This window comes from Streptomyces sp. NPDC051452 (assembly GCF_044454765.1).
In the GTDB taxonomy this organism is placed as follows: domain Bacteria; phylum Actinomycetota; class Actinomycetes; order Streptomycetales; family Streptomycetaceae; genus Streptomyces.
The window spans coordinates 438,173-464,409 of record NZ_JBITEB010000004.1 but is presented as its reverse complement, the minus strand read 5'-3'; the positions used below and the strand labels follow the sequence as shown (position 1 = coordinate 464,409).

Genomic DNA, 26,237 nt, shown 5'->3' with positions numbered 1-26,237 from the left:
GGGCGCGGCGGGGGGGTGTGGTTCCCCCCCCCTGGTCCCCCGCGGCCGCCGGGGGGGGGGGGCCCCCGCGGGGGGGGGGGGGGCCCGGGCCCCGGGCCCCCCCGCGCCCCCGCGGTCGTCGTACCGCGAAGCGGCGTGCGCTTCGCAGGCGGTGATCAGCCCAGGTCACCCGAGGCGGTCAGCTCCGCGAGCCGGACCAGGGTGCGCACCGCGGACCCGGTGCCGCCCTTCGGCGTGTACCCGAACGGGCCACCCTCGTTGAACGCCGGGCCGGCGATGTCGAGGTGCGCCCAGGTGATCCCCTCGCCGACGAACTCGCGCAGGAACAGACCGGCGACCAGACCGCCGCCCATCCGCTCGCCCATGTTCGCGATGTCGGCGACGGTGGACTCCATGCCCTTGCGCAGGTGCTCGGGCAGCGGCATCGGCCAGGCCGGCTCCCCGACCTCCTCGGCCGCCTCGTACACCGCCGAGCGGAACGCGTCGTCGTTGGCCATGACGCCGAAGGTGCGGCTGCCCAGGGCCAGCATCATCGCGCCGGTCAGCGTGGCGACGTCCACGATCGCGTCCGGCTTCTCCTGCGAGGCCGCCCACAGCGCGTCGGCGAGGACCAGCCGGCCCTCGGCGTCGGTGTTGAGGACCTCGACGGTCTTGCCGCTGTACATGCGCAGCACGTCACCCGGGCGCACCGCGGTGCCCGAGGGCATGTTCTCGGCCAGCGCCAGCCAGCCGGTGACGTTGACCTCCAGGCCGAGCCGGGCGGCGGTGACGACGGCGGCGAACACGGCGGCGGCGCCGCTCATGTCGCACTTCATCGTCTCGTTGTGCCCGGCCGGCTTCAGGGAGATGCCGCCCGAGTCGTAGGTGATGCCCTTGCCGACGTAGGCGAGGTGCTTGTCCGCCTTGGGGTGCGTGTACGACAGCTTCACCAGGCGCGGGGTCGCGGCCGAGCCGCCGCCGACGCCGAGGATGCCGCCGTAGCCGCCCTTGACGAGGGCCTTGTCGTCCAGCACCTGGATCTTGAGGCCGTGCTCCTTGGCGGCGGTCTGCGCGATCGCCGCGAAGGACGCCGGCGTCAGGTCGTTCGGCGGCATGTTGATCAGGTCGCGGGCGCGGTTGAGCTCCTCGGAGACCGCGACGGCGCGGGCGAGGGCACCCTTGTGGGCCGCGTCGCGCGGCTTGCCGCCGAGCAGCACACCCTCGCCCAGCGGCGCCTTGCCGTTCCTGGCCTTGACGTCCTTGGACTGGCGGCCGTTCTCCTTGTAGGCGTCGAAGGCGTAGGCGCCGAGCAGCACGCCCTCGCCGATCGCCTCGACGGCGCCGGGGCTGTCGACGGGCAGCGCGAAGGCGGCCTTGCGGCATCCGGCGAGCGCGCGGGCGGCCACGCCGGCGGCCCGGCGCAGCGCCTCGGCCTCGTAACCGGCGTCGGCGTCCTTGCCGTCGGGCTCCGCGCCCAGGCCCACCGCCACCACGAGCGGGGTCTTGAAGCCGGCCGGAGCGGGCAGCTTCGTCAGCTCGCCCTCGGCACCCGAGGCGCCGAGGGTCTCCAGGACGCCGGCCAGCTTGCCGTCGTACGCCTTGTCCACGGCTTCGGCGCCCGCCGCAACGACGGCCCCCTTGGCGCCCTTGGCGACACCGATCACGATCGCGTCGGCCCGGAGGCCGGGCGCCGCGGCGGTGCTGAGAGTCAGAGCAGTCACGGTGGTGAGATCTCGCTTCCGATGTGAAGTTTCTGTGGCCGATGCGGGTGGGTCGACCGGGCCCGAGAGCCGACCCTAGGCCCAGGCCCAGGGACAGGCGGCAACCGGGGCCTTCACCCTGTCGGCGAACACCCGGGACGAGACTACGCGCGTGGGGGCGTTCGCTCATTCCTGCGGGTGTTCACCCTTAAGTGGCGTCATGGCTACTTCCGCCCCGGTGTCCCGGTGACCTGGGCCACACTCATCGAGCTTCGGCGGGAACTTGTCCGCCGATTCGCATCATTGCCATAGATCCTCCACGGACTCACCACATATCCGGCGACGAGGATCTTCTGGGGGGAGGAACCTGTCATGTCCCATCGAGTGCAACGCTGGAGAGCGGCCGGTGTCACCGCGACCGCCGCGGGGATGATCACACTGGGGCTGGCCGCGCCCGGCGCGTCCGCCGTGACCGATCCGCGGATCGACCTGAGGGTCCTGGTCGTCGACGACGGCGCCGGCCCGGTCGGCGCGGTCACCGCCCAGCTGAAGAGCGAGGGCGTCCCGTACACCACCGTCGACCTCGCCGACTCCGGTCGCCCCACGATCGACGCCGGCTTCCTGAGCGACACCGTCGGCGGCCGGGCCCGCGCCAAGTTCCAGGGCGTCGTGCTGCCCAACGAGGCGCCCTTCGGGGCGGGTTCGGCCGAGCAGACGGCCCTGGAGGCGTACGAGAAGACGTACGCCATTCCCCAGCTCGACGCGTACACCTGGGCCCACCCCGAGGTCGGCCTCGACTACACCGACAACAACGGCTACGCGGGCACCCTCGACGGACACACGGCCACCGTCAGCACGGCCGGCAAGGCGGGCCCGTTCGGCTACCTCAGGGGCGACTTCTCCTTCGAGGACAACTCGCCCTCGGTAGACGAGAGTTACGGCTTCGTCGCGCAGCCCCGCGCCGGTTACACCAGCTATGTCGACACCCCGGTACCCGGCGGCACCGGCACCGGCAGCCTGCTCGGCGAGTACGCGCACGACGGCCGCCGCGAACTGGTGGTGACGTTCGCCTACAACCAGTACCAGCAGCAGTTCCGGGTCCTGGCCCGCGGCATGGTCGAGTGGCTGACCCAGGGTGTCCACCTTGGGCAGGCCCGCAACTACTTCGCCGTGCACGTCGACGACGTCTTCGCGTCGGACGCCCGCTGGGACACCGAACGCAACTGCACGCCGGGCGACATCGACTGCGCGGGCGGCGGTGACGACACCGGTACCCCGATCCGGATGACGCCGGCCGACGCGCAGTACGCGGCCCAGTGGGAGCAGAGCCACGGCTTCACGCTGGACATGGTGTTCAACGCCGGCGCCGGGGAGGAGTGGAAGAGCGACAACGGCGGCACGGACCCGCTGGCCGACCAACTGCTCTCGGACAAGGCGAAGTACCGCTGGGTGAACCACACCTACACCCACCTCTTCCTCGGCTGTGTGCAGGACACCTCCACCGTGCCGTGGAGCTGCGAGAAGAACGCCGACGGCTCGACCAAGTGGGTGAGCCGCTCCGACATCTCCGGCCAGGTCTCCGACAACTACGACTGGGCGCTCACGCACGGGCTGCCCGTCGACCGCACCGAGTTGGTCACCGGTGAGCACTCGGGTCTGAAGACCCTGCCGCAGCAGCCGCAGGACAACCCCAACCTCGCCCCCGCCCTCGCCGCCAACGGCGTGAAGTGGACGGCGTCGGACAACTCCCGCGAGTCCGAACAGCGGAGCGTGGGCAACAGCACGCTCACCGTGCCGCGCTACCCGATGAACCTGTACTACAACACCGGCACCAAGGCCGAGATGGCCGACGAGTACAACTGGATCTACACCTCCAAGGCCGACGGCGGCAGCGGCGTCTGCGAGGGCAGCGCGACCTCGACCTGCCTGTCCCAACCGCTGGACACCGCCACCGGGTTCACCGACTACATCGTGCCCACCGAGGCCCGCACGGACCTCGGGCACGTGCTGGGCAACGACCCGCGCCCGCACTACGTCCACCAGTCCAACCTGGCCGAGGACCGCAACCTCTACCCGGTCCTGGACCGCGTACTGGCCGACTACCAGGGCCTGTTCGCCGACAACACCCCGATCGTCGACCTGCGGCAGAGCGCCATCGGCGCCGAGCTGCAAAACCGGACCAAGTGGCAGACCGCGCTCGACGCCGGCAAGGTCACCGCCTACCGGATCGGCAAGACCGTCACCGTCACCGCTCCCTCGGGCACACACATCCCGGTGACCGCGCCGGAGGGAACCAGCCAGCAGCAACTGCTGGGCACGACCGCGTTCGGTACGGCCTACGCCGGCGCCCGCTCGTCCTGGGCCGCCCCGGGTGCGCTCCAGTCCGCGCTCACGCTGAAGCTGCCGTAAGGAGGAGCGCCCCGCCAGGGGCGCCGGCAACCGCGTCAGCAACCACCTCGGACCCGCGGCCGTCGACCGACGGCCCGGGCCCGGGCCACCCGGCGCCACAGGGGGAGCCATCCGTACCGGCCGCCATGTCACCATGCTCACCGAGGGCACCTACCCGCACCTCCCCGGAGGGGTCAGCACCTGGTGCGACCAGCTCGTCAAGGGCATGCCGGAAGTCGCCTTCCACCTCGTCTCGCTCACCGGCAGCGGCCGCGAACCCGTGGCCTGGGAACTGCCGCCGAACGTCCACCGGCACACCACCGTGCCCACCTGGGGCCCGCGCCCCGGCCGCGCCCGGGCCCCGTACGGCAGGGCCCGGCGCCGCTTCACCGACGCCTACGAGCGTCTCCTGCAGGCCTTCCTCGACCCGTGTACGGGCTCCGGCTTCGGCGAGGCACTGGACGAGCTCGCCGTCATCGCCCGCGAGGGCGGTGACCACCGCCTCGTCGCCCGACCGTGGCCTGGCCCGCCACTGCGCCCCCGGCCGGCGCGCGCCTGGCCGGGCTGCTCGCGCTCGGCGTGGTGCTGTGGACCGGACTGCTGCTGCAGTCCTTCGGTGCCGTGCTCGGGGCCACCGCCGTGTGCTGCGCCGCCGCGCTCGCCCAGACCCTCGCGCTGGCCACCCACGCCGGGCGCCCGCCCACGGTCGCCCTCGTCGTCTGCGGTACGGCGGCCCTCGCCCAGACCGCGCTGGTCTGCGTGACTCTGGGAAGGGCGACCGCCCACCGATGACCACCCTGCTGGTCCCGTACTACGAGCACCCGGCCGTCCGCCCCGCCGAGTGGGCGGCCGTCCTCGCCGCCGCGCCCCGCCTCCACGGCGTCGTCCTCAACCCGGCGAGCGGCCCCGGCGACCACCCGGACCCGGCCTTCGCCGAGATCGCCGCCCGGCTGCGGAGGGCGGGTGTGACCGTGCTCGGCTACGTCGACACCGGCTATGCGCGCCGTCCGGGCGAGGACGTCGTACGCGAGCTGCGCCGACATCGCTCCTGGTACGGCACCCAGGGCGCCTTCCTGGACCAGGTGAGCACCGGGATCGACGAGTTCGGGCACTACGAGCGGCTGACCACGGCCGCCCGTACGCTCGGCTGCGTCACCGTCGCCCTCAACCACGGCACCCCGCCCCACCCGGCGTACGCGGCGCTCGCCGACCTCCTGGTCACCTTCGAGGGCCCCTGGGCCGCCTACCGCCGCACACCCACGCGACCCCGCGCCCACCCGTCCGGAGCCCTCGAGTGCCATCTGGTGTACGGCGCCCCCGCGGACGCCGACGTGGCGGCCGCGGCGCGCGAACGGGGCGCCGCCGTGCACTGCGCGGTGCCCGGTACGGGAGCCCACCCCTGGGGCACGCTCCCCCACGCCCTGCACCCCGCCCGCTAGCGGCCCAGCGACAGCACCACCAGCGCGGTCGTCGCCGCCGTCTCCGCCAGGGCGCCGAACACATCCCCGGTGACCCCGCCGAGACGCCGGACGCAGTGGCGCAGCAGGAGTTCGGCGGCGACGACGGCGGCGACCACCGCGAGGGCGGTGCGGACGCCGTCGTACCGCCCGAGACAGGCGCCCGCCGCCCCGGCCGCCACGAGCACCCCGGCCGCGACGGCCGCCGCCGGGGCCTTCGGCACCACTCCGGCCACCGCCTGGCCCAGCCCCTCCGGGCGGGCGGCCGGCACCCCGGTACGCGCGGCCAGGGTCAGCGCCAGCCGGGCGGCGGCGGCCGAGACGACGGCGGCCAGCGCGCCCCGCGCCCACGAGCCGTCGTAGAGCCGGGCCAGCACGGCGACCTGGGCCAACAGCACCAGGACGAGGGTGAGCACCCCGAACGGACCGATGTCGGACTGCTTCATGATCCGCAGCGCGTCCTCGGCCGGCTTGCCGCTGCCCAACCCGTCGGCGGTGTCGGCGAGCCCGTCCAGATGCAGTCCGCGGGTCAGCGCGGCGGGGACGGCCACGGAGGCGACGGCGGCGAGCGGCGCACCCGCGCCCAGGAAGAGCAGCCCCAGCCCCAGTCCGGCCGCGCAGACGCCGACCACCAGGCCGGCCACCGGGGCGGTCAGCATGCCGCCGCGCGCGGCGGGCCGGTCCCACCGGTGCACCCGGACGGGCAGCACGGTCAACGTGCCGAAGGCGAAGCGAAGACCGTGGCGGAGGCCGTGGAGGAGGCCGGCGGAGGGGGAGGGCGTACGCACCGGCGCAGATTACCCGGCGGTCGCGAGGCCGCCTCCCGCCCCCAGGGCTAAAGTGCGCGTATGGGGCACTGGTGGGAGCGGAACATCGGCGAACCGGGCAAGCTCCCGCTGCTGCTCGCCCTCAGCGCCTTCGTCCTGACCTTCGTCGTCACCCGGGTGATCACCCGTCTGATCCGGGCCGGCCGGGGCCCGTTCGGCAACGTCAAGGCGGGCGGACTGCACATCCACCACGTCGTCCCCGGGGTCATCCTCACCGTCGTCGGCGGTTTCGGCGCGGTCGCCAGCGACCGGCACGGTGCCGGCGGGGCGATCGCCGCCGTCGTCTTCGGCATCGGCGCCGGCCTGGTCCTGGACGAGTTCGCGCTGATCCTGCACCTGGACGACGTCTACTGGAGCGAGGAGGGCCGCAAGAGCGTCGAGGTCGTCGTGCTCACCGCCGCCCTGGTCGGACTGCTGCTCGCCGGCTTCTCCCCGTTCGGCGTGAACGACCTGACCAAGGACGAACTACAGGACCGCGGGGGCGCGCTCAGCACCATCGCCGTGAACTTCCTCTTCGCCATCATCGCCCTGGGCAAGGGCAAGACCCGGATCGCGATCTTCGGCGCCGTCGTGCCGCTGGTGGCGCTCGTCGGCGCGCTCCGGCTGGCCCGACCCGGCTCCCCGTGGGCCCGCCGCTTCTACGGCCGCCGCCCCCGCGCCCGCGCCAAGGCCATGCTGCGCGCCTACCACCACGACCGCCGCTGGGCCCGGCCGCACCGCGCCGTTCAGGACTGGATCGGCGGCAGACCCGACCCCCGGCCCGCCCGGCTGCCCGGCCGCCACTGACCGTGCCGCGGCCGCCACCGAAACGCGCGCGGCCCCCGCCCGTACCGGTGCCGCGACGCCGCCGCCAGGCACAGCAGCCCCACCGCCATCAGCGCGGCCAGATGCTCCTTGCCGGCCAGGTTCTCCTTCACCAGCACCTCCGCCACCATCGCCAGGGTGACGGCGCCCGCCGTCAGATAGGCGCCGTACCGCCAGCTCACGAACACCGCCAGCCCGACGACGGCCGCCGACGGGCCGGTGTCCACCACCTGCGCGTCGGTCCACGGCAGTCCGAACGCGGCGTGCGGACCGAGTGTGATGCCCACGCGCGCGTAGAGCGTCCCGGCGAGGGTGGCGACATAGGCGATGACCAGCGTCCGCCACCAGCCCAGGCACACCTCGGCGAGCCCGAACACGAACAGGATCTGCGCCAGCGCGCCCCATGCCGGCAGGTCCAGCGCGGGCACGAACAGCGACAGGGGGGTGCGCAGCAGGGCCGGCCCCAGCGGGTCCTGGGCCCGTACGGCACCGAGGTCCTGCACGGCCTGATAACCCCAGGGCTGGTTCTGCACGTACTGCAGCAGGGCCGTCAGACACACCGCCGTGAGCGTCATCGGGAGCGCCCGCAGACGTCGTTTCAGTAAGGGCTCACGCACGGTGACGTACAGCAGCCCCCACTCGGCGCGGGCCCAGCGGGCGAGCGTTCCCATCGGCGTTCCTCGTCCGTGTTCCTCGTCCGTGCGGCTAGCGGTGCGTGTCCAGGTGCCTGCGGTGCAGCCACTTGGGCAGTCCCGGCGCCTCCAGGAAGCCCTCCGCGCGGGCCGCGGCGAGGCCGATGCGCGGCAGGTCCGCGCTCTTCTCGAAGAGCAGGAACCGCGGCTCCCAGATGGGCCGGTACTTGGCGTTGGCGCGGTACAGCGACTCGATCTGCCACCAGCGGGAGAAGAAGCTCAGCAGCGACCGCCACAGCCTCAGCACCGGACCGGCACCCAGGCGCGCACCCCGTTCGAAGACCGAGCGGAACACGGCGAAGTTGAGCGAGACCTGAGTGATCCCGGTCTCCTCGGGCCGCCGCAGCAGTTCGATGACCATGAACTCCATCAACCCGTTGTCGGAGTCCCGGTCGCGGCGCATGAGGTCCAGCGACAGACCGCCCGGGCCCCACGGCACGAAGGAGAGCAGGGCCCGCAGGCGGCCGTCGGCGTCCGTGCACTCCAGCATCACGCAGCGGCCGTCCTCGGGGTCCGCCAGCCGGCCGAGCGCCATGCTGAACCCGCGCTCGGTCGCCCCGTCCCGCCAATCGTCCGCCCGCTCGACGAGGTAGGCCATCTCGTCCGCCGGGATGTCCTCGTGCCGGCGGATGCGCACCTGGTACCCGGCCCGCTTCACCCGGTTGTAGGCCTGGCGGACGGTACGCATCGCCCGCCCCTCCAGGGTGAACTCGGCGACCTCCACGATCGCCTCGTCGCCGAGTTCCAGGGCGTCCAGTCCGTGCCGGGCGTAGACGGTGCCGGCCTCCTCGCTCGCTCCCATCACCGCGGGGATCCAGCCGTGGGCCCGTGCCTGGGCGAGCCACGGCACGATCGCCCCGGGCCAGGCCTCCGGGTCCCCGATCGGATCGCCGGAGGCGAGGCTCACCCCGCCCACGACGCGGTAGGCGACGGCCGCCTTCGCGGTCGGCGACCACACCACGCTCTTCTCCCTGCGCAGCGCGAAGTAGCCGAGCGAGTCCCGCTCGCCGTGCCGGTCCAGCAGGGCGCGCAGCCGCTTGGTGTCCTCGTCGGTGAGCTGGTCGACGGCGCGCCGGGAGCGGAAGGCGGCGTAGAACACGGCGAGGACCAGGGCCGTGCTGAGCACGTTGATCGCCACGTTGGACCAGTTGGGCGGGTCGATGCCGGGGAAGCGGGACTCCTCGGCGGCCACCGACACCAGGCGCAGGGTGCCGTAGTGCCAGCGCTCCGCGAAGGTCGAACGGGCCGCGTCCGGTGCCTGGTTGGTGGCGGTCACCAGCAGCGCGGCCAGCAGCGAGGCGACCAGGCCGCCGCCGACGGCGACCGTGGCGGCGAGCCGTGGGTTGGAGCGGTCGCCCTTGGCGTAGAACTCGCGGCGCCCGACCAGCAGCGCGCCGACGAACGCGGACGTCAGCACCAGGGAGATCCAGTTCTGCGGGTAACGCCGGATCTCCGGGAACGCCATGGCGAAGGCGAACAGGGCGAGGAAGGCTCCGCTGAGCACCAGGTTGAGGATCCAGGCGGCTCGCTTGCGGCGCCGCATGGTGATCGCCAGGAACGCGGTGAACACGCCGGAGGCGAAGCCGGCGGTCAGCAGGTAGGGCGTGAAGAAGTCGTCCTGGTTGTGGCGGCGCACGTCCTGGCCGAGCGAGACCCACACGGCGCTGAGGAAGTTGATGAAGGCGACGGTCCGCAGATACCAGACGGCGAAGGCGGCGGCTCTCCGAGAGGCCCCGGCGGCCCACCGCCCTTCCTCACCCGGGCGCCCCGGTTCGGTCTGCGGCTGCACGGCAATTCGGGCATCTCCCATAGGGAAGGATCATATGGGCGCCACCCCGAGGAACCGCACCACCCCACACTCCCACAGCCGCCGGGCCACAACTGCCGCCCCAGGCGCTCGACCGGGACGGCGCACGCAACACCTCGCCCCATCGCCACCGCGGAGGCTTCCTGCCGTTGGCGGGTGGCCCGTCGCCGTCGCGGATTCTGTCGGCCGCGACGGCGTTCGGCCGGGACGGCGGCCGTCGGCGTGCCGCCCACGGGACGCCCACCCCATCGCCGCCGCCAGGCCTCTGCACCACCCCTCGCCGCCGCGGCCCCATTCCCGCCGCCGGGACGGCCGCCAGCGGCGGGGCCGCACCGGCCCTGTCCCGACGCGAGGCCGGCGGCGGCCGTCGGCGCGTCGGCCGCGAGACCCCTGCCCCCATCGGCACCGCCGGTGTCGTCAGGTCTCCGCTGGGGCCGGGGTCTCCGGGAGTTCCGCCGACAGTGCGGCGGCCGCTTGGACCAGTGGCAGGGCCAGCAGCGCGCCCACGCCCTCGCCGACCTTCACGCCCTGCTCCAGCAGCGGTTCCAGCGCCATCCGGTCCAGGGCCTTCGCCTGGCCCGGCTCGCCGCTGTCGTGGCCGGCCAGCCACCAGTCCGGCGCCCGGAAGGCGACCCGCTGCGCGACCAGCGCGCACGCGGCGGCCACCACCCCGTCCAGGACCACCGGCAGCTTCCGCACCGCGCACTGCAACAGGAACCCGGTCATCGCGGCGAGATCGGCGCCCCCCACGGCCGCGAGCAGTTGCAACTGGTCCCCGAGCACCGGCCGCGCCCGCCGCAGCGCGTCCCGGATCGCCGCGCACTTGCGCATCCACGCCAGGTCGTCGATGGCGAGCCCGCCCCGCCCGGTCACCACGGACGCGTCCGTCCCGCACAGCGCGGCGACCAGCACCGCGGCCGCCGTGGTGCCGCCCACGCTGACGTCGCCGAGCACCACCAGATCCGTACCCGAGTCGGCCTCCTCGTCGGCGAGCGCGACACCCGTCCGCAGGGCCGTCTCCGCCTCGTCCAGGGTGAGCGCGTCCTCGATGTCGATACGGCCGCTGCCGCGCCGCACCCGGTGCCGCACGACGTCCTCGGGGAAGGCGCCCGGATCGCAGTCCAGGGCCAGGTCCACCACCCGTACCGGCACGTCGAGCCGCCGGGCGAGCACCGCCACCGGGCTCGCCCCCTCCAGCACCGCCCGCACCAGCTGCTCCGCCCCGCCCGCGGGCCGCGCCGAGACACCCAGCTCGGCGATGCCGTGGTCACCGGCGAAGAGGATCACCCGGGGGCGTTCGACCGGCCGCACCGGAACGGCGCCCTGGGCGGCGGCCAGCCACTCGCCCAGCTCGTCGAGGCGCCCCAGGGCCCCGGGCGGCACGATCTGGCGCTCCCGCCGGGCCTCGGCGTCACGGCGCACGCCCCCGTCCGGGCGCTCGATCAGATCGGTGAAGTCGTCCAGATCAATCCTGCTCATTCGCCGAACAGTACCGGGACCGGACGAAGGCGCCGGTGCCACATCGCCACCACACCGCCATGACGTCGTTGCACCCAAGATCGGTTTCCCATACGTTCCGGTTTGCAGCGGAATGTCGCAAAGGGAGCCGCTCATGCCGACCATGATCCCCACGCCGTACGTCCCCCCGGACACCACCGACACCTTCCAGGAGCCGCGCCGCGAGAACTGCCCCTGGTGCGGCTCCGCACGGCTGCGGACCCGGGTGCGCGCGAGCGACCCGCTGCGCCACCGGCCGGGGGCGTTCGTCCTCGACCGGTGCCGCGACTGCGCCCACACCTTCCAGAACCCCCGGCTCTCGGCGGAGGGACTCGCCTTCTTCCACCGGGACTTCTACGAACGGCAGCTGGAGGAGTTCACCGCCCGGTTCCTGTCCGACCGCGCGGTCCGCCGCCGGCACCGCGCCACCGCCCACAAGCTGTCGGCACTGCCCGACCCGGAGAGCTGGCTGGACGTGGGCACCGGCCACGGCCACTTCCCCGAGGCGGCGAAGGAGTTCTTCCCCTACACCAGCTTCGACGGCCTGGACCCCACCGCCCGGGTGGAACAGGCCCTGCTCGAGGAGCGGGTCGAGGAGGCCCACCGCGGCTATCTGACGACCCCCGGCATGGCGAGTCGGCTGCGCGCCCGTTACGACGTGATCACCATGTTCCACCACCTGGCACACGCCCCCGACCCACGCGCCGAACTGCGCGCGGCCCTCACCGCGCTGCGCCCCGGCGGCCACCTCGTCGTCGAGGCCCCGGACCCGCGCTGCGCGTTCGCCGCGCTGCTCGGCAGGTGGTGGTTCCCCTACGGCCAGCCCCGGCACCTGCACCTGGTGCCGCCGGCCAACCTGTGCGCGGAACTGCGGAGCCTTGGCTGCACGGTCCTGGTGACGGACCGCAGCGCCCCGCACCTGCCCTGCGACCTGTCGGCGGCGCTCGTCCTGGCCCTGGCCCACGTCCACCCGGTGCTCCGTGCGCTGGCGGCGCCGCTGCTCGACGTGACCGCCGTCGTCGACCACGGCCTGGCCCCCCTGCTCCGCCGGACACCGTTCTCCAACGCCTACCGGATCGTGGCACGCAAGGACGCGCGCTGAGGCCGCCCCCGCACCCGCCGCCCCCCACGCCCCACCCTCGGTCGGGCGGCACCCTCAGCCGCGCAGCACCAGAGCCTGCCCGGCGACGACCAGCAGCACCTGCTCGCACTCCCGCGCGAACACCGCGTTGAGCCGCCCGAGTTCATCCCGGTAGCGACGGCCGGAGGGGGTCGCCGGGACGATCCCCGAGCCCACCTCGTTGGAGACCGCCACCACGGTCCGCCGGGTCCGTCGCAACGCCTCCGCCAGCTCCGCCACCCGCTCCCGCAACGCCTTCTCGCCCCCGCCCGCCCACTTGGCGTCGTCCCACGCCCCCACCCCGTCCATCACGTCCGTCAGCCACAGCGACAGACAGTCGATCAGCAGCGGCGGGCCGTCCTGCGCCAGCAGCGGCACCAGGTCCGTCGTCTCGGTCGTCCGCCACGACCCCGGCCGCCGCTCCCGGTGCGCGCTCACCCGCGCCGCCCACTCGCCGTCCCCGTCCCGCCGCCCGCCGGTCGCCGCGTAGAGAACCTCCGGGAAGGACTCCAGCCGCCGTTCGGCCTCCACGGACTTCCCCGAGCGCGCCCCGCCCAGCACCAGCGTCCGGCGCGGTACGTCCGGCACGTCCTCGTACGCCCCGACCACCAGCGTCGTACCGTCCGGCACCGCCCGGGCCCCGGCCGCCGCGAGCCGCCGCCGCAACTCCGGTCCGGGCGGCACGTCGTGGTCGAGGTGGACGGCGATCACGTCCGTGGCCGGCCCGACGGAGCCGACCGCCCGCAGCCGTGCCAGCGCGTCGGGACGGCCCACCACGTCGGCCAGGACCATGTCGTACGACCGAGCCGTCGCCTCCTGAAGACCGGCCGGGGCGCCGCCCGGCGGCAGATACAGCAGCCGCTGCCCGTCCGGCCCGGTCACCGCGTACCCGGTGCCGCCCGCGTCCATCGCCAGGGCCCGCACCCGATGCCCCGTCAGCAGCGCCAACTCCCGTCCGTCCGGCATCCGGCCCGGCTGCGGCAGACCCGCCGGCACCTCCACCAAGGGGCCGTCGTGCGGATGCGACAGCAGCACCTGCCGTACCCCGGTCAGCGAACGGCCCGCCCGCGCCGCCGCGAACGCCGCGCCCGGCGTCAGATCGAACAGCAGCGCCCCGTCCACGAGCACCGCGGTCGCCGCCCGCGCGTCCGGCCCCAGCGCACCGGCACAGGCGGCGCAGGGGCAGTCGGGGCGAGGCAGCCCCGCCGGGGCGCCGGTACCGAGCACAGTGATGTCCACGGGACCGATTTTCGCCTGCCACGGTGGGTTGCGCGCACCGGCCACCCGCCCGCCCAACCCGCGGATGATCCGGGGCCTCTAACGGCCGACCCGGCGGAGCCAATACGCTGCGAGGGAGTTGGATCACAAGGAGGCCCATATGACGGCATGGACGTGGCGGTTCGAGAAGGCCGACGGGACGGAGGTCCAGCCCGCGGTAGAGCCGGAGGAGTTCACCACCCAGGGGGACGCCGAGTCCTGGATCGGCGAGCAGTGGAAGGCGCTGGCCGAGGGCGGCGCCGACCAGGTGCGGCTGTTCGAGGAGACCACCGAGATCTACGGGCCGATGAGCCTGCACGCCGAGACGCCGTAGGCCCGACGGGGACGGGGCGGGGGCCCGGCCGTCCGGCCGCGCCCCCGCGCACCGCCTGCCCGGCGCGGACCCGGCCGCCTCACTGCGCGCCCAGCGTCACCTCGACCGTCTTCCCGGCGCCGTCACGCTCGTACGTCACCGTCGTGCGCCGGCCCGGTTCGTCCGCCGCCAGCGCCTCCGACAGCGAGGTGATGGTGGTGATGGGCCGCTCGCCCAGCCTGGTGATGACGTCCCCCGGCCGCAGCCCCGCCCTCGCCGCCGCGCCGCCCGCGCGGACGGTGACCACCGCCACCCCGACCGGCCGGGAGGCCGCGTCCACGACCGTCCGCCCGGTGATGCCGAGCGCCGCCCGCCCGGAGTCGACGACCTTGCCCTGCCGGACGATCTGTCCGGCGACCGTCTTCACCATCGACACCGGGATGGCGAAGCCGATGCCGGCCGCTGCGCTGCCCCCGAGCCCCGGGTCGGCCGCCGCGAGCGTCGGAATGCCGATGATCCGCCCGTCGAGGCCGACCAGGGCGCCACCGCTGTTGCCGGGGTTGATGGCGGCCGACGTCTGCACCATGTTCGCGATCGTGGCGCCCGTACCGCCCTCGGCGCCCTCGCTGACGGTCCGCCCGGTCGCCGAGACGATGCCCTCGGTCACGCTGGACGCCAGCCCCAGCGGCGACCCCATGGCCAGCACGATCTGGCCGACCTCGACCTTCGCGGAGTCCCCGAACACCGCCGGCCGCAGCCCGGCCGGCACCTTGTCCAGCCGGATCACGGCGAGGTCCTGCTCGGGGTAGGAGTAGACCAGGCTCGCGGTGAGCGGCTCCTCGCTGTTGGCCGTGGTCACCTTGAAGGTCTTCTCCGACCCGACCACGTGCGCGTTGGTGACGATGTGCCCGGCGCCGTCGAACACCACCCCTGACCCCAGGTCGCCACTGGCCTGGATCTGCACGACCGACGGCAGGACCTCCTTGATGACCCGCTGGTACCGGCTCTGCAGATCGCCCGCCGCGCCGGACGCCGACGGTACGGCCGCCCCGGAGGCGGCGCTGTCGCCACCGGCCCGGGCGGTGGGCAGGGTGCAGCCGGCGGTGAGGCCCGCGCAGCACACCAGCACGAGGGCGGCAAGGGCCCTACCCGGCACGAGGGCGCGGACGGGAACGCGGAGCGGGCGGATACGGCGAGCGCGCATGCCCCGAGTCTCACCGCGCGCGGATCAACGGGCTCGCTCTGTTCCCCCGGACGGGCTCAGCCCCGTACGCCGCACAGGTGCAGCAGTCCCGCCACCCCGCGGTAGGGGTCGGTGCGCCCGGCGCGCTCCTCGGCGGCGAGCAGCGCCTGAAGGTCCTCGGGCACCGGGGCGTCGTCCGCCGCCGCGTCGGTGAAGACCCGGACGCCGTACCAGGTGTGCAGCGGGGCCGCGATACCGGCGAGCGTGGCGGTGAGGGCGGCCAGCCGGTCGGCCCGCACTTCCGCGCCCGGGCGGGTGGGGCCCACCCCGTCCGGGTCCGTCCGGGCATGGGGAAGACGCGCGGTGGGGTCGAACGCGGCCAGCGTGGCCGCCCAGTCCCCGCACAGGCCCGGTCGCATGGCGAGCGCGTCGCCGTTGCGCACGAGGAGGGAGAGCAGTCCGCCGGGCGCGAGCATCCGGGCCAGGCCCGCCACCAGCGGGTCGGGCTCCTCCACGTACATCAGCACACCGTGGCACAGCACCACGTCGAAGCTGCCCGGCAGGAAGTGCACACCGGTGTCCCGGCCGTCCCCCTCCACCAGCCGCACCCGCTCGCGGATGCCCTCCGGCTCCGCCGCCAGGGCCTGCCGCGCGGCGGCGATCATCGCGGTGTCCTGCTCGACCCCGGTCACCTGGTGGCCGAGCCGGGCCAGCCGCAGCGCCTGCGCGCCCCGGCCGGTCCCCACGTCGAGCACCCGCAGCCGCCGCCCCACCGGGAACCGCCCGGCCATCTGCTCGTCGAGCTGCCGGGCCAGCAGTTCCCGGCGTACGACATCGCGCAGCCCGCCCGGCCGGTCTCGCCGGGCGTCGGCCGCGCCCGCGGTGAAAGCGTCTGCGCTCAGGGCCGCTCTCCGCGCTTGACCTGCGGCTTCGGCAGCCGGAGCCGGCGCATCTGCAGGGAACGCATCAGGGCGTAGGCGACCGCGCCGCGCGTGTTCTGGTCCGGGAAGCGCTCCGCCAGCCGCTTCCTCAGACGGAACCCGCTGACCGCCGCGTCCAGCACGATCAGCACGATCACGATCAGCCACAGCAGCAGCGCGATGCTCTGGATCGCCGGCACGCGCACGACGCTCAGCACCAGGATCACCACGGCCAGCGGCAGGAAGAACTCCGCCACGTTGAACCGCGAGTCCGTCCAGTTCCGGGCGAACTTGCGCACCGGGCCCTTGTCCCGGGCGGGGAGATAGCGCTCGTCGCCACTGGCCAGTGCCTGGCGCTGCCGCGCCAGCGCCTGACGCCGGTCCTCACGCTGACGCTTCGCGGCCTCCTTGCGGTTCGTGGGGGTACTGGCGACACTGCGGCGCTGGGACTGGGCCTCACTCCGCTTGGGCGTGGGCCGACCCTTGGGGGCCTGCGGGTCGCGGGTCTGCTTGGAGAGGTTCACCGGCGCCTTGTCGGCGAGCGGGGCCTTCTCTTCCTTGGCACGGCTACGGAACACAAAACCCAAGGGTAAGCGCTGCACGGGCATGGACCCCAGCCCGAACGGGAACGATCCCGCAACGCCAGGCGTCTGTAGCAGGACAGAGGGGGCGTTCCCTACTCCCTACGCCGGAGCGGGACCACCCGCAGTCGTCCTTGGGGATGAGCGCATCACTCCCCGAACAGTGCGGTAATGGAGGCAGGGCCCGTACTGTGGGTTCTGTCGCAGGATCTGTGAGCTGGAGTCCGTCAGAAGGGGGCGCGCGAAGCCCATGAGCGGTGTCATGAAGCGTATGGGGATGATCTTCCGCGCGAAGGCGAACAAGGCCCTTGACCGGGCCGAGGACCCGCGCGAGACCCTGGATTACTCGTACCAGAAGCAGCTGGAGCTGCTGCAGAAGGTGCGTCGCGGCGTCGCCGACGTGGCGACCTCCCGCAAGCGTCTGGAACTCCAGCTGAACCAGTTGCAGCAGCAGTCCTCCAAGCTGGAGGACCAGGGGCGCAAGGCGCTCGCGCTCGGCCGCGAGGACCTCGCCCGCGAGGCGCTCTCCCGCCGCGCCGCCCTCCAGCAGCAGGTCACCGACCTGGAGACGCAGCACACGACCCTGCAGGGCGAGGAGGAGAAGCTCACCCTCGCGGCCCAGCGCCTGCAGGCCAAGGTGGACGCCTTCCGCACGAAGAAGGAGACCATCAAGGCGACGTACACCGCCGCCCAGGCCCAGACCCGCATCGGCGAGGCCTTCTCCGGCATCTCCGAGGAGATGGGCGACGTCGGCCTGGCCATCCAGCGCGCCGAGGACAAGACGCAGCAGCTGCAGGCCCGCGCCGGCGCCATCGACGAACTGCTCGCCTCCGGCGCCCTGGACGACCCCTCCGGCATGGCCAAGGACGACATCGCGGCCGAGCTGGACCGCCTCTCCGGTGGTACGGATGTAGAGCTGGAACTTCAGCGCATGAAGGCCGAGCTGGCCGGAGGCTCCCCGCAGCAGTCGATCGAGGGCGGCACCGGCCGGACACAGTCCCAGCAGCAGCCGCAGGACACCCCGCGCTTCGACAAGCAGTAGCCAGGGCGCCGGGGCCGAGCCGAGGAGGCCGACGTGATCGTGAGGGTCATGGGGGAGGGCCAGGTGAAGCTGGACGACTCCCACTTCACCGAGCTGAACCAGCTGGACGACGACCTCCTGTCCGAGGTGGAGAGCGGTGACGAGGCGGGCTTCCGCCGCACGCTCACCGCCCTGCTGGACGCCGTCCGCCGGCTGGGCACCCCGCTGCCGGACGACGCCCTGGAACCCTCGGAGCTGATCCTGCCGTCGCCGGACGCGACCCTGGACGAGGTCCGCCAACTCCTCGGCGACGACGGCCTGATCCCGGGCTGATCCGTTCGCGGCGTCAGCTCAGGGTGAACCAGGTGGTGCGGGACTTCTGCCACTCCGGGTGGGAGAGGTCCTTCGCCTGGACGCCGTCCCCGTACAGGTCGGCGTCGCCGTCGTCGGTGATCAGCTGCACCCGGGCGCCGGCGGCGGTCAGGTCCGGCACGGCCACGATCGACTCCCAGCCGCCCGCGTCCGCCGTGGGCAGGTCCAGCACCTTGGCCGGCTGGTGCCCGGCGACCCCGTCCCACGAGTACAGGGCGTACGGGTCGCTGTTGTCGTCGGCCGCCCAGGAACCGGCGAGGATCAGGAACCGCCCCCGGTCGTCGCGGCGCAGGTCGCGGATGGACAGCCCGCCGAGGTCCAGCTCGATCGGCGTGCCGAACTCGGCCTTGGTGCCGCGCGCCACCTGGTCCATGTTGGTCACCGGCACGATCAGCGCCTTGCCACCGGGGGCCGGCGGCACCAGCGGGGCGCGGAAGCCGACGTAGGCGGTGGTGGAGGAACCCGGCGCGAACTCCAGACCCTCGACGTTGAAGCCGTCCACCTGCTTCGGCGTCTGGCCGTCCTCGGTGGCGTGGGCGAAGCCGTACCGGTCGCCGGCGGCCTCGTCCCAGGCGACCAGGTCGTCGCGCAGCCGGTGGCCCGCGCCGCCGAAGGTGAGCGAGGTGGCCGCGCCCGAGCCGGAGACGGTGGTGGTGAAGACCGTATTGCGGTCGGCCCGGTACGCGCCGTCCTTGTTGTTGCCCAGCGACCCCGTCCAGTAGACGGTGTTCCCGACACGCGCCGCGCCCTCGATGTCCACCTCCTTGTCGGCGCCCAGCGCGCCGCCCAGGTCCCAGCTCCTGACCGGCGCGCCCGAGGCCGAACCGTCGTACAGCCGCAGGGTGTTGTCCTCGTCGTCGGCGACGAGGACGTAGCCGCCCCCGACGTCGACGGCGGCGGAGGCGTCCGAGGCGCCGGTCGGATAGCGCGCGTCCGCGCTGTGCCGGACGGCCGGGGAGGCCGCGTAGTGCAGGGTCGTGGTGGCCGTCTTGCCGCCGAGGCCGGTCACCTTCAGGGTGATGTCGGTGTAGCCCCGGGCGTGCGCGGTGACGGCGACGGTACGGCTGCCCGCGCCGCCGGCGACGGCGACGTCCGTGGTGGCCGCCACCGAGGTCTTGCTGCTCCTGCTCGCGGTGACCGTCAGCGCGGCGGCGTCGGCGCCGCTCTGCGCGACCGTCACGGTGACGGTCGGGTCACCGGTGGCGCCGACCGCGCCGGACAGATAGGCGGCCGACAGCTTGATGGTCGGTGTCCCGTACGAGACGGCGTGTGCGGGGGTGGCCAGAGCCGTGGCCGAGACCAGCGCCAGGGCGGCGAGGGGCCCGAACGCACGGGGTGACGGCGAGGAGTGAGGGCGCACGGACGGCCTTTCGTCGGCGGATGCTGGCGCGGATGCCGACGAGAAGGGTGAGCAGGCCGGACCAACAACAGCCGACGGCCGACGGTCCACCGGCCGACCGCACGGACAACAACCGCGCCGCCTGCCAGGCCGGGTGCGGTCCTCGCGGGGCGTGCGCGGGCCGGTGGGTGGCCGCTCGCGCGGTCCGCACCCCTTTCGGGGCGGGTCGGTTGTTCGGGGGAAGCGGGGGCGGCGACACCCGTACTGTTCCTTGTGTGAGCACTCTCGATCGCGCCCGGGGCAGCCTGAGGGCACACCCTCTCGCGCTGGACGCGGCCATCGCCGCCGGGGTGCTGGTGTGCATGGTGGCCGGGTCCTTCGTCGTGCCGAAGGACGGGCACGGCGTCACCTGGGGCGTGCGCACCCCCGACCCGCTCAGCCTGGTCCTGACGACCCTCGCGGCGGTGGCCCTCGTCTTCCGCCGCCGTCTGCCCAAGACGGTCCTCGCCGTCACCGGCGCCCTCTCCGTGGCCGAGTTCTTCACCGGCGACCCGCGCACCCCCGTCGCCATGTCCGCCGTGATCGCGCTCTACACCGTCGCCTCCACCACCGACCGCACCACCACCTGGCGGGTCGGCCTGCTCACCATGACCGTGCTGACCGCGGCCGCCATGCTCGGCGGCCCCCTGCCCTGGTACGCGCAGGAGAACCTGGCCGTGCTCGCCTGGACCGGCATCGGCGCCACCGCCGGGGACGCCGTGCGCAGCCGCCGCGCCGTCATGCAGACCATCCGGGAGCGCGCCGAACGGGCCGAGCGCACCCGCGAGGAGGAGGCCCGCCGCCGGGTCGCCGAGGAACGGCTGCGCATCGCCCGCGATCTGCACGACGTCGTCGCCCACCACATCGCCCTGGTCAACGTGCAGGCCGGAGTGGCCGCGCACGTCATGGACAAGCGGCCGGACCAGGCCAAGGAGGCCCTCGCGCACGTCCGCGAGGCCAGCCGCAGCGCCCTGAACGAACTGCGGGCCACCGTCGGCCTGCTCCGCCAGTCCGGCGACCCCGAGGCTCCCACCGAGCCCGCCCCCGGCCTCGGCCGGCTGGAGGAGCTGGCAGCCACCTTCCGCAACGCCGGCCTCCCGGTGGACGTGGCCCGCGCCGACCAGGGAACCGAACTCCCGGCCGCCGTCGACCTGGCCGCCTACCGGATCGTCCAGGAGGCGCTGACGAACGTGCAGAAGCACGCGGGCCGGGCCAGCGCCGAGGTCAGCGTGGTACGCGTCGGACCCAACCTGGAGGTCACCGTCCTCGACGACGGCGCGGGCGCGGCCGCCGCGCCCCAGACCGGCGGCGGCCACGGCCTACTCGGCATGCGGGAGCGGGTCACCGCCTTCGGCGGCACCCTGACCACCGGACCCCGCTACGGCGGCGGCTTCCGCGTCCATGCGATCCTGCCCGTCGAGACCCGTACGACGGCCCCGGGGGGACCCGCATGACGATCCGTGTCCTGCTCGCCGACGACCAGGCACTGCTGCGCAGCGCGTTCCGGGTGCTGGTCGACTCCGAGCCCGACATGGAGGTGGTGGGGGAGGCCTCCGACGGCGCCGAGGCGGTCCGGCTGGCCAAGGAGAAGGCCCCCGACGTGGTCCTCATGGACATCCGGATGCCTGGCACCGACGGCCTCGCCGCCACCCGGCTGATCAGCGCCGAGCCCTCCCTCGCCCACGTCCGCGTGGTCATCCTGACCACCTTCGAGGTCGACGACTACGTGGTGCGCTCGCTGCGCGCCGGTGCCTCCGGATTCCTCGGCAAGGGCAGCGAGCCGGAGGAACTGCTGAGCGCCATCCGGGTCGCCGCGGGCGGCGAGGCACTGCTCTCCCCGGCGGCCACCAAGGGGCTCATCGCCCGCTTCCTCGCCCAGGGCCCCGGCGACGACGACCGCGACCCCGCCCGAGCCGAACGCCTGGGCACGCTCACCGGCCGGGAGCGGGAGGTCCTGGTGCAGGTGGCCGGCGGGCACTCCAACGACGAGATCGCCGAGCGCCTGGAGGTCAGCCCGCTGACGGTGAAGACGCATGTCAACCGGGCCATGGCCAAGCTCGGCGCCCGGGACAGGGCCCAGCTCGTCGTGATCGCCTACGAGTCGGGGCTGGTACGTCCCCGGATGGAGTGATCTCCACCCGCGTGTACTGCGCGGGGAGTAGGGCGCGGATAAGGAACGGGACCTGGGGCCTACGGAACCGCCGTGCGACATGGCCCAGGGTGGTGGGGTGGGCGCTCACCGGTGCGTCCGTCGCCACCGTTCTCCGGTACGGAGCCCGTTCCATACCGGGCAGCGCTTGTGCCGCTCCCAGAAGAGAGACCCAGATCCATGTCCTGGCTGTCGAGATTCAGCCTCGCGCAACGGGCCCTCGTCGGGCTCATATCGCTCATCGCGCTCGCCTTCGGGCTGATCGCCATCCCCCAGATCAAGCAGCAACTGCTGCCCACCATCGAACTTCCCATGGTGTCGGTGATCGCGCCGTACCAGGGCGCCTCGCCGGACGTGGTCGAGAAGCAGGTCGTCGAGCCCATCGAGGACAACCTGGAGGGCGTCGACGGCGTCACCGGTGTCACCTCCACCGCCGCCGAGGGCAACGCCGTGATCATGGCGTCCTTCGACTACGGCAACGACACCAAGCGGCTCGTCGCGGACGTCCAGCAGGCCGTCAACCGGGCCCGCAACCGGCTGCCGGACGGCGTCGACCCGCAGGTGGTCTCCGGATCCACCGACGACATGCCGACGGTGGTGCTCGCCGCCACTTCAGGCAAGGACCAGCAGGCCCTCGCCGACCAGCTCGACAAGACGGTCGTCCCGGCCCTGAAGGGCATCGACGGCGTCGGCCGGGTCCAGGTCATGGGCGTGCGTGACCTCCAGGTCGCGGTCACCCCCGACGACGCGAAGCTGGCCCGCGCGGGCCTCACCCCCGCCGCCCTCGGCCAGGCCCTGCAGGCGGGCGGCGCCACCGTCCCGGCCGGCTCCTTCGACGAGGACGGCGCCAACCGCACCGTCCAGGTCGGCGGCGGCTTCACCTCGCTGCGGCAGATCGAGGACCTGATGGTCACCGGCGGGGGCGGCGCCAAGCCCGTACGCCTCGGCGCCGTCGCCTCCGTGGACGAGCGGCCGGCCCCGGCCGACTCCCTCACCCGCACCGACGGCAGGCCCAGCCTCGCCGTCAACGTCACCATGGCCCACGACGGCAGCGCGGTCTCCATCTCCGACGCCGTCCGGGACAAGCTGCCCGGCCTGCGCGAGGACCTCGGCGCGGGCGCGAAGCTCACGATCGTCAGCGACCAGGGCCCGGCGGTGTCCAAGTCCATCAAGGGCCTGACCACCGAGGGCGCGCTCGGCCTGCTCTTCGCGGTGCTGATCATCCTGGTGTTCCTGGCGTCGATCCGCTCGACGCTGGTCACCGCGGTGTCCATCCCGCTGTCCGTCGTCCTCGCCCTGATCGTGCTGTGGACGCGCGGCCTGTCGCTCAACATGCTCACGCTCGGCGCGCTGACCATCGCCATCGGCCGGGTCGTCGACGACTCGATCGTGGTCCTGGAGAACATCAAGCGGCATCTCGGCTACGGCGAGGAGCGCAGGGAGGCGATCCTCGCCGCCGTGCGCGAGGTGGCCGGCGCGGTCACCTCCTCCACCCTCACCACGGTCGCGGTGTTCCTGCCGATCGGCCTGGTCGGCGGCATGGTGGGCGCCCTGTTCGGCTCGTTCAGCATCACGGTGACGGCGGCCCTGCTGGCCTCCCTCCTGGTGTCGCTGACGGTCGTCCCGGTCCTGTCGTACTGGTTCCTGCGCGCCCCGAAGGGCACCCCCGAGGACGCCGACGAGGCCCGCCGCGAGGCCGAGCGGAAGGAGGCGCGCAGTCGTCTCCAGCGCGCCTACGTCCCCGTCCTGCGCTTCGCCACCCGTCGCCGCCTCACCAGCGTGCTGATCGCCATCGTCGTCCTGGTCGTCACGTTCGGCATGTCCGGGCTGCTGAAGACGAACTTCTTCGACCAGGGCGATCAGGAAGTCCTGACCGTCAGGCAGAAGCTGAAGCCCGGCACCAGCCTCGCCGCCACCGACGCGCAGGCGCACAAGGTGGAGAAGCTGCTCGCCTCCACCGAGGGAGTCAAGGACTACCAGGTCACCGTCGGCTCCTCCGGCTTCATGGCGGCCTTCGGCGGCGGTACGGACACCAACCAGGCGTCGTACCAGGTGATGCTGAAGGACGCGGCGTCCTACGACGACGTCCAGCGCCACCTCGAGGACGGTCTGAAGAGGCTCGACGGCATCGGGACGACCACCGTGTCGGCCGGTGACGGCTTCGGCAACCAGGACCTGAGCGTCGTGGTCAAGGCCTCCGACCCGCAGGCCCTGCGCACCGCCGCCGAGCGGGTCCGCTCCACGGTCGCCGGCCTCGACGACGTCACGGACGTCACCAGCGACCTGGCGACGAGCGTGCCGCGGATCTCGGTCAAGGCCAACGCCAAGGCGGCCGCGGCCGGATTCGACGACCAGAAGCTGGGCGCCGCGGTCGGCCAGGCCGTACGCGGTACGACGGCGGCCAAGGCGATCCTCGACGACACCGAGCGCGACGTCGTCGTGAAGTCGGCCAGGCCCGCCACCACACTGGCCGAGCTGCGGAACCTGCGGCTGGGGCCGGTGAAGCTGGGCGACATCGCCACGGTGAAGCTCGTGGACGGCCCGGTGTCGCTGACCCGGATCGACGGTCGGCGCGCCGCGACCATCACGGCCAAGCCCACCGCGGACAACACCGGCGCGGTCAGCGCCAAGCTCCAGTCCAGGATCAAGGCCCTCAAGCTGCCCGCGGGCGCCGAGGCCGAGATCGGCGGGGTCTCCTCCGACCAGGACGACGCGTTCAAGAACCTGGGCCTGGCCATGCTGGCGGCGATCGCGATCGTCTTCATGCTGCTGGTCGCGACGTTCCGTTCGCTGGTCCAGCCGCTGATCCTGCTGGTCTCCATCCCGTTCGCGGCCACCGGCGCGATCGGCCTGCTGATCGTCACGGGCACCCCGATGGGCGTCCCGGCGATGATCGGCATGCTGATGCTGATCGGCATCGTGGTGACCAACGCGATCGTCCTGATCGATCTGATCAACCAGTACCGCGACCAGGGGTACGGCGTCGTCGAGGCCGTGGTCGAGGGCGGCCGGCACCGGCTGCGCCCGATCCTCATGACGGCCCTGGCGACGATCTTCGCCCTGCTCCCGATGGCCCTGGGTGTCACCGGCGAGGGCGGCTTCATCGCCCAGCCGCTGGCGGTGGTCGTCATCGGCGGTCTGATCACGTCCACCCTGCTGACCCTGCTGCTGGTCCCGACGCTCTACGCGATGGTGGAGCTGCGCAAGGAGCGCCGGGCGAAGAAGCGGGCGGCCAGGCGGGGCTCGCCGGCCGAGCGGACGCCCGTGGTGGACGACCGGGAGCCGGCGGAGCTGTAAACGGCCCGCTGTCGGCCCTCTACGAGGTGCGGTTTCCTGGTCCGGCGACTGGGAAACCGCACCTCCTCGTCTTTGGCCGGGCGTATGGATCCTGGCCTCTCGGCGGAAGACAACCGCGGCATCGGTCGATGATCCTTAAATCCGATCGTGCGGGTGGGCCCTACCGCCTTCGGTGGTAGGCAATCGCCCGAAACAGGAGGAAATCACTCCCGATGTCGCCCGACATTCCTGCCGCAGAAATATTTGACCCTACGTCGCCGGAATACACCGCGTGTCCGTACGCGGCATTCGCACGTGCTCGGAAGGAACAGCCGGTCGCCCACCAGACCGCGCTGGACGAATGGATCGTCACCGGACGTGCGGAAATCGAGGCTGTCCAACGGGATCATGAGCGTTTCACGAGCCGCTACAACCTGGACGGCTCGTATCCGTTCTGCCCTGAGGCGAAGGCGATCCTGGACGACTCGCTGTTCTTTCGGGTGGCCCTCTACAACGTGGATCCGCCGGCCCACACACGGTTCCGCAACCTCATCAGCGAGTACTTCACGCCGCGCGCGCTGCGACGCCGGGAGGCGTCGATCCGCGAGATAGCGGAGCGACTCGCAACCCTGATCGCGGCGAAGGAAAACTGTGATCTCCTCACGGAGTTCGCCTACCCGCTGCCCATGACGGTGATCTGCGACATCATCGGAATCCCGGAGGAGGACCGGGCCAGGGTCAAGCAGTGGAACAACGAGTGGCTCGCCCTGCAGGTCGTCCCCCTGCCCCCGGAACAGCAGGTCCACTGCGCCACCGACGTGGTGACGTACGAGAAGTACGTGCTCGGCCTGCTGGAGCAGCGCCGCCGGGAGCCCGCCGACGACCTGCTCACCGAACTGGCGCGGGCCGCCGGTGAGGATGACCCGGTGTGCACGATCGAGGACGCCGTCGTCGCGCTGCGCGTGATGATTGCCGCAGGGCACGAGACCACCACCAACCTGATCTCCAACGCGATGCATCAGCTGCTGCGTGACCGCTCGCTGTGGGAGCAGCTGGTCAAGGACCCCGGCCTCGCCGGCGCCGCGGTGGAGGAGGCCCTGCGCCACGACTCTTCGGTACAGGGCGCGCCCCGTGTCGCCACCGAGGTGCTCAGGGTCGGTGACACCGAGGTGCCCGAAGGCGCCCGACTGCGCGTGATGTTCGCCGCCGCCGGACGGGATCCGCAGTGGGTCGACGACCCCGACACCTTCCGTCTCGACCGGCAGGGATCGCCCCGTCACCTCGGCTTCGGCCACGGCATCCATTTCTGTGTGGGTGCCTCTCTCGCCCGCCTGGAGTCGAAGATCGCTCTGGAGACGCTGGTGAGAGCACTGCCCGGACTGCGCCTCGCGGACGGCTTCGAGCCCCGGTACCTGCCGGGCGGCTTCGTCTTCCGGGGGCTCGCCGAGCTTCCCGTCACCTGGTCCTGAACCGCGACCGGCCGTCCTCGTCCCCAGGCGTACTCCCCACGTTCCAT

At 73.1% G+C, this 26,237-nt stretch carries 22 protein-coding genes and 1 pseudogene; 13 read left to right on the top strand and 10 right to left on the bottom strand.

Annotation, left to right across the window (positions count from 1 at the left end):
• Positions 1-155: 155 nt before the first annotated feature.
• Entirely contained in the window at positions 156-1,700 is a 1,545-nt protein-coding gene (locus tag ACIBA9_RS14355) for a leucyl aminopeptidase (protein ID WP_399362789.1), read from the bottom strand.
• A 351-nt stretch (positions 1,701-2,051) separates the two neighbouring features.
• On the opposite strand from ACIBA9_RS14355, the gene ACIBA9_RS14350 reads away from it, so the two are divergent.
• The 4 genes and pseudogenes from ACIBA9_RS14350 (at position 2,052) to ACIBA9_RS14335 (ending at position 5,506) form a co-directional block, all read left to right on the top strand.
• Complete coding sequence (locus ACIBA9_RS14350; protein WP_399362787.1) at positions 2,052-4,088, top strand: hypothetical protein; 2,037 nt, start codon at positions 2,052-2,054, stop codon at positions 4,086-4,088.
• Between the two features lie 133 nt (positions 4,089-4,221).
• Positions 4,222-4,557, top strand: a pseudogene (locus tag ACIBA9_RS14345) (DUF3492 domain-containing protein); the annotation flags it as partial.
• A 26-nt stretch (positions 4,558-4,583) separates the two neighbouring features.
• On the top strand, positions 4,584-4,859 hold the full coding sequence (locus tag ACIBA9_RS14340) for a hypothetical protein (protein ID WP_399362982.1): 276 nt from the start codon (positions 4,584-4,586) through the stop codon (positions 4,857-4,859).
• On the top strand, positions 4,856-5,506 hold the full coding sequence (locus ACIBA9_RS14335) for a spherulation-specific family 4 protein (protein ID WP_399362785.1): 651 nt from the start codon (positions 4,856-4,858) through the stop codon (positions 5,504-5,506). The genes ACIBA9_RS14340 and ACIBA9_RS14335 overlap by 4 nt, the downstream gene beginning before the upstream one ends.
• Here ACIBA9_RS14335 and ACIBA9_RS14330 read toward each other — a convergent pair.
• Positions 5,503-6,312, bottom strand: a complete 810-nt coding sequence (locus ACIBA9_RS14330) for an adenosylcobinamide-GDP ribazoletransferase (protein ID WP_399362783.1) — start codon at positions 6,310-6,312, stop codon at positions 5,503-5,505. The two genes, ACIBA9_RS14335 and ACIBA9_RS14330, sit on opposite strands and share 4 nt — an antisense overlap.
• A 60-nt stretch (positions 6,313-6,372) precedes the next feature.
• Here ACIBA9_RS14330 and ACIBA9_RS14325 point away from each other — a divergent pair, with 60 nt between their 5' ends.
• Positions 6,373-7,137 (top strand): hypothetical protein, encoded by a 765-nt coding sequence (locus tag ACIBA9_RS14325; protein WP_399362781.1) that lies wholly within the window; start codon positions 6,373-6,375, stop codon positions 7,135-7,137.
• On the opposite strand, the gene ACIBA9_RS14320 is transcribed toward ACIBA9_RS14325, so the two are convergent.
• From ACIBA9_RS14320 to cobT, 3 genes are all read right to left on the bottom strand, one after another.
• Positions 7,077-7,826, bottom strand: a complete 750-nt coding sequence (locus ACIBA9_RS14320) for a hypothetical protein (protein ID WP_399362779.1) — start codon at positions 7,824-7,826, stop codon at positions 7,077-7,079. The two genes, ACIBA9_RS14325 and ACIBA9_RS14320, sit on opposite strands and share 61 nt — an antisense overlap.
• 34 nt (positions 7,827-7,860) lie before the next feature.
• Positions 7,861-9,657 (bottom strand): phosphatidylglycerol lysyltransferase domain-containing protein, encoded by a 1,797-nt coding sequence (locus ACIBA9_RS14315; RefSeq protein WP_399362777.1) that lies wholly within the window; start codon positions 9,655-9,657, stop codon positions 7,861-7,863.
• Positions 9,658-10,071: 414 nt separating this feature from the next.
• Complete coding sequence (gene cobT / locus ACIBA9_RS14310; protein WP_399362775.1) at positions 10,072-11,133, bottom strand: nicotinate-nucleotide--dimethylbenzimidazole phosphoribosyltransferase; 1,062 nt, start codon at positions 11,131-11,133, stop codon at positions 10,072-10,074.
• A 133-nt stretch (positions 11,134-11,266) separates the two neighbouring features.
• On the opposite strand from cobT, the gene ACIBA9_RS14305 reads away from it, so the two are divergent.
• The gene (locus ACIBA9_RS14305) at positions 11,267-12,253 is read left to right on the top strand and encodes a class I SAM-dependent methyltransferase (RefSeq protein ID WP_399362773.1); all 987 of its coding nucleotides are present in this window, start codon (positions 11,267-11,269) and stop codon (positions 12,251-12,253) included.
• Positions 12,254-12,307: 54 nt separating this feature from the next.
• Here the strand turns inward: ACIBA9_RS14305 and ACIBA9_RS14300 are convergent, their stop codons facing one another.
• Positions 12,308-13,510 (bottom strand): bifunctional adenosylcobinamide kinase/adenosylcobinamide-phosphate guanylyltransferase, encoded by a 1,203-nt coding sequence (locus ACIBA9_RS14300; protein WP_399362771.1) that lies wholly within the window; start codon positions 13,508-13,510, stop codon positions 12,308-12,310.
• 139 nt (positions 13,511-13,649) lie between these two features.
• On the opposite strand from ACIBA9_RS14300, the gene ACIBA9_RS14295 reads away from it, so the two are divergent.
• Complete coding sequence (locus ACIBA9_RS14295; RefSeq protein ID WP_399362769.1) at positions 13,650-13,862, top strand: hypothetical protein; 213 nt, start codon at positions 13,650-13,652, stop codon at positions 13,860-13,862.
• A 79-nt stretch (positions 13,863-13,941) separates the two neighbouring features.
• Here the strand turns inward: ACIBA9_RS14295 and ACIBA9_RS14290 are convergent, their stop codons facing one another.
• The 3 genes from ACIBA9_RS14290 to ACIBA9_RS14280 form a co-directional block, all read right to left on the bottom strand.
• On the bottom strand, positions 13,942-15,045 hold the full coding sequence (locus ACIBA9_RS14290; RefSeq protein ID WP_399362767.1) for a S1C family serine protease: 1,104 nt from the start codon (positions 15,043-15,045) through the stop codon (positions 13,942-13,944).
• Between the two features lie 56 nt (positions 15,046-15,101).
• Positions 15,102-15,839: a class I SAM-dependent methyltransferase gene (locus ACIBA9_RS14285; protein WP_399362976.1), complete on the bottom strand. Its 738-nt coding sequence runs from the start codon at positions 15,837-15,839 to the stop codon at positions 15,102-15,104.
• 83 nt (positions 15,840-15,922) lie between these two features.
• Positions 15,923-16,552, bottom strand: coding sequence for a DUF3043 domain-containing protein (locus tag ACIBA9_RS14280; protein ID WP_362154116.1), 630 nt, complete (start codon positions 16,550-16,552; stop codon positions 15,923-15,925).
• A 223-nt stretch (positions 16,553-16,775) separates the two neighbouring features.
• On the opposite strand from ACIBA9_RS14280, the gene ACIBA9_RS14275 reads away from it, so the two are divergent.
• A complete protein-coding gene (locus ACIBA9_RS14275; RefSeq protein ID WP_362154113.1) occupies positions 16,776-17,567 on the top strand; it encodes a PspA/IM30 family protein in 792 nt (263 codons plus the stop codon).
• Between the two features lie 33 nt (positions 17,568-17,600).
• Positions 17,601-17,879, top strand: coding sequence for a hypothetical protein (locus ACIBA9_RS14270; protein WP_399362765.1), 279 nt, complete (start codon positions 17,601-17,603; stop codon positions 17,877-17,879).
• 13 nt (positions 17,880-17,892) lie between these two features.
• Here ACIBA9_RS14270 and ACIBA9_RS14265 read toward each other — a convergent pair whose 3' ends face one another.
• Positions 17,893-19,278 (bottom strand): DUF3616 domain-containing protein, encoded by a 1,386-nt coding sequence (locus tag ACIBA9_RS14265; protein WP_399362763.1) that lies wholly within the window; start codon positions 19,276-19,278, stop codon positions 17,893-17,895.
• Between the two features lie 254 nt (positions 19,279-19,532).
• Between ACIBA9_RS14265 and ACIBA9_RS14260 the strand changes: the two genes are divergently transcribed.
• From ACIBA9_RS14260 to ACIBA9_RS14245, 4 genes are all read left to right on the top strand, one after another.
• On the top strand, positions 19,533-20,750 hold the full coding sequence (locus ACIBA9_RS14260) for a sensor histidine kinase (RefSeq protein ID WP_399362761.1): 1,218 nt from the start codon (positions 19,533-19,535) through the stop codon (positions 20,748-20,750).
• Positions 20,747-21,427 carry a response regulator transcription factor gene (locus ACIBA9_RS14255; protein ID WP_362154106.1) on the top strand — a complete coding sequence of 227 codons (681 nt, stop codon included), beginning with the start codon at positions 20,747-20,749 and terminating at the stop codon, positions 21,425-21,427. The genes ACIBA9_RS14260 and ACIBA9_RS14255 overlap by 4 nt, the downstream gene beginning before the upstream one ends.
• A gap of 198 nt (positions 21,428-21,625) precedes the next feature.
• Positions 21,626-24,742 (top strand): efflux RND transporter permease subunit, encoded by a 3,117-nt coding sequence (locus tag ACIBA9_RS14250; protein WP_399362758.1) that lies wholly within the window; start codon positions 21,626-21,628, stop codon positions 24,740-24,742.
• A gap of 212 nt (positions 24,743-24,954) precedes the next feature.
• Complete coding sequence (locus ACIBA9_RS14245) at positions 24,955-26,190, top strand: cytochrome P450 (RefSeq protein ID WP_399362756.1); 1,236 nt, start codon at positions 24,955-24,957, stop codon at positions 26,188-26,190.
• The last annotated feature ends 47 nt before the right edge of the window (positions 26,191-26,237 follow it).

Coding starts and splice junctions, on each gene's coding strand:
- ACIBA9_RS14350 (WP_399362787.1), top strand. CDS start 2,052: ATGTCCCATCGAGTGCAACGCTGGAGAGCGGCCGGTGTCACCGCGACC.
- ACIBA9_RS14335 (WP_399362785.1), top strand. CDS start 4,856: ATGACCACCCTGCTGGTCCCGTACTACGAGCACCCGGCCGTCCGCCCC.
- ACIBA9_RS14325 (WP_399362781.1), top strand. CDS start 6,373: ATGGGGCACTGGTGGGAGCGGAACATCGGCGAACCGGGCAAGCTCCCG.
- ACIBA9_RS14320 (WP_399362779.1), bottom strand. CDS start 7,826: ATGGGAACGCTCGCCCGCTGGGCCCGCGCCGAGTGGGGGCTGCTGTAC.
- ACIBA9_RS14315 (WP_399362777.1), bottom strand. CDS start 9,657: ATGGGAGATGCCCGAATTGCCGTGCAGCCGCAGACCGAACCGGGGCGC.
- cobT (WP_399362775.1), bottom strand. CDS start 11,133: ATGAGCAGGATTGATCTGGACGACTTCACCGATCTGATCGAGCGCCCG.
- ACIBA9_RS14305 (WP_399362773.1), top strand. CDS start 11,267: ATGCCGACCATGATCCCCACGCCGTACGTCCCCCCGGACACCACCGAC.
- ACIBA9_RS14295 (WP_399362769.1), top strand. CDS start 13,650: ATGACGGCATGGACGTGGCGGTTCGAGAAGGCCGACGGGACGGAGGTC.
- ACIBA9_RS14290 (WP_399362767.1), bottom strand. CDS start 15,045: ATGCGCGCTCGCCGTATCCGCCCGCTCCGCGTTCCCGTCCGCGCCCTC.
- ACIBA9_RS14280 (WP_362154116.1), bottom strand. CDS start 16,552: ATGCCCGTGCAGCGCTTACCCTTGGGTTTTGTGTTCCGTAGCCGTGCC.
- ACIBA9_RS14275 (WP_362154113.1), top strand. CDS start 16,776: ATGAGCGGTGTCATGAAGCGTATGGGGATGATCTTCCGCGCGAAGGCG.
- ACIBA9_RS14255 (WP_362154106.1), top strand. CDS start 20,747: ATGACGATCCGTGTCCTGCTCGCCGACGACCAGGCACTGCTGCGCAGC.
- ACIBA9_RS14250 (WP_399362758.1), top strand. CDS start 21,626: ATGTCCTGGCTGTCGAGATTCAGCCTCGCGCAACGGGCCCTCGTCGGG.
- ACIBA9_RS14245 (WP_399362756.1), top strand. CDS start 24,955: ATGTCGCCCGACATTCCTGCCGCAGAAATATTTGACCCTACGTCGCCG.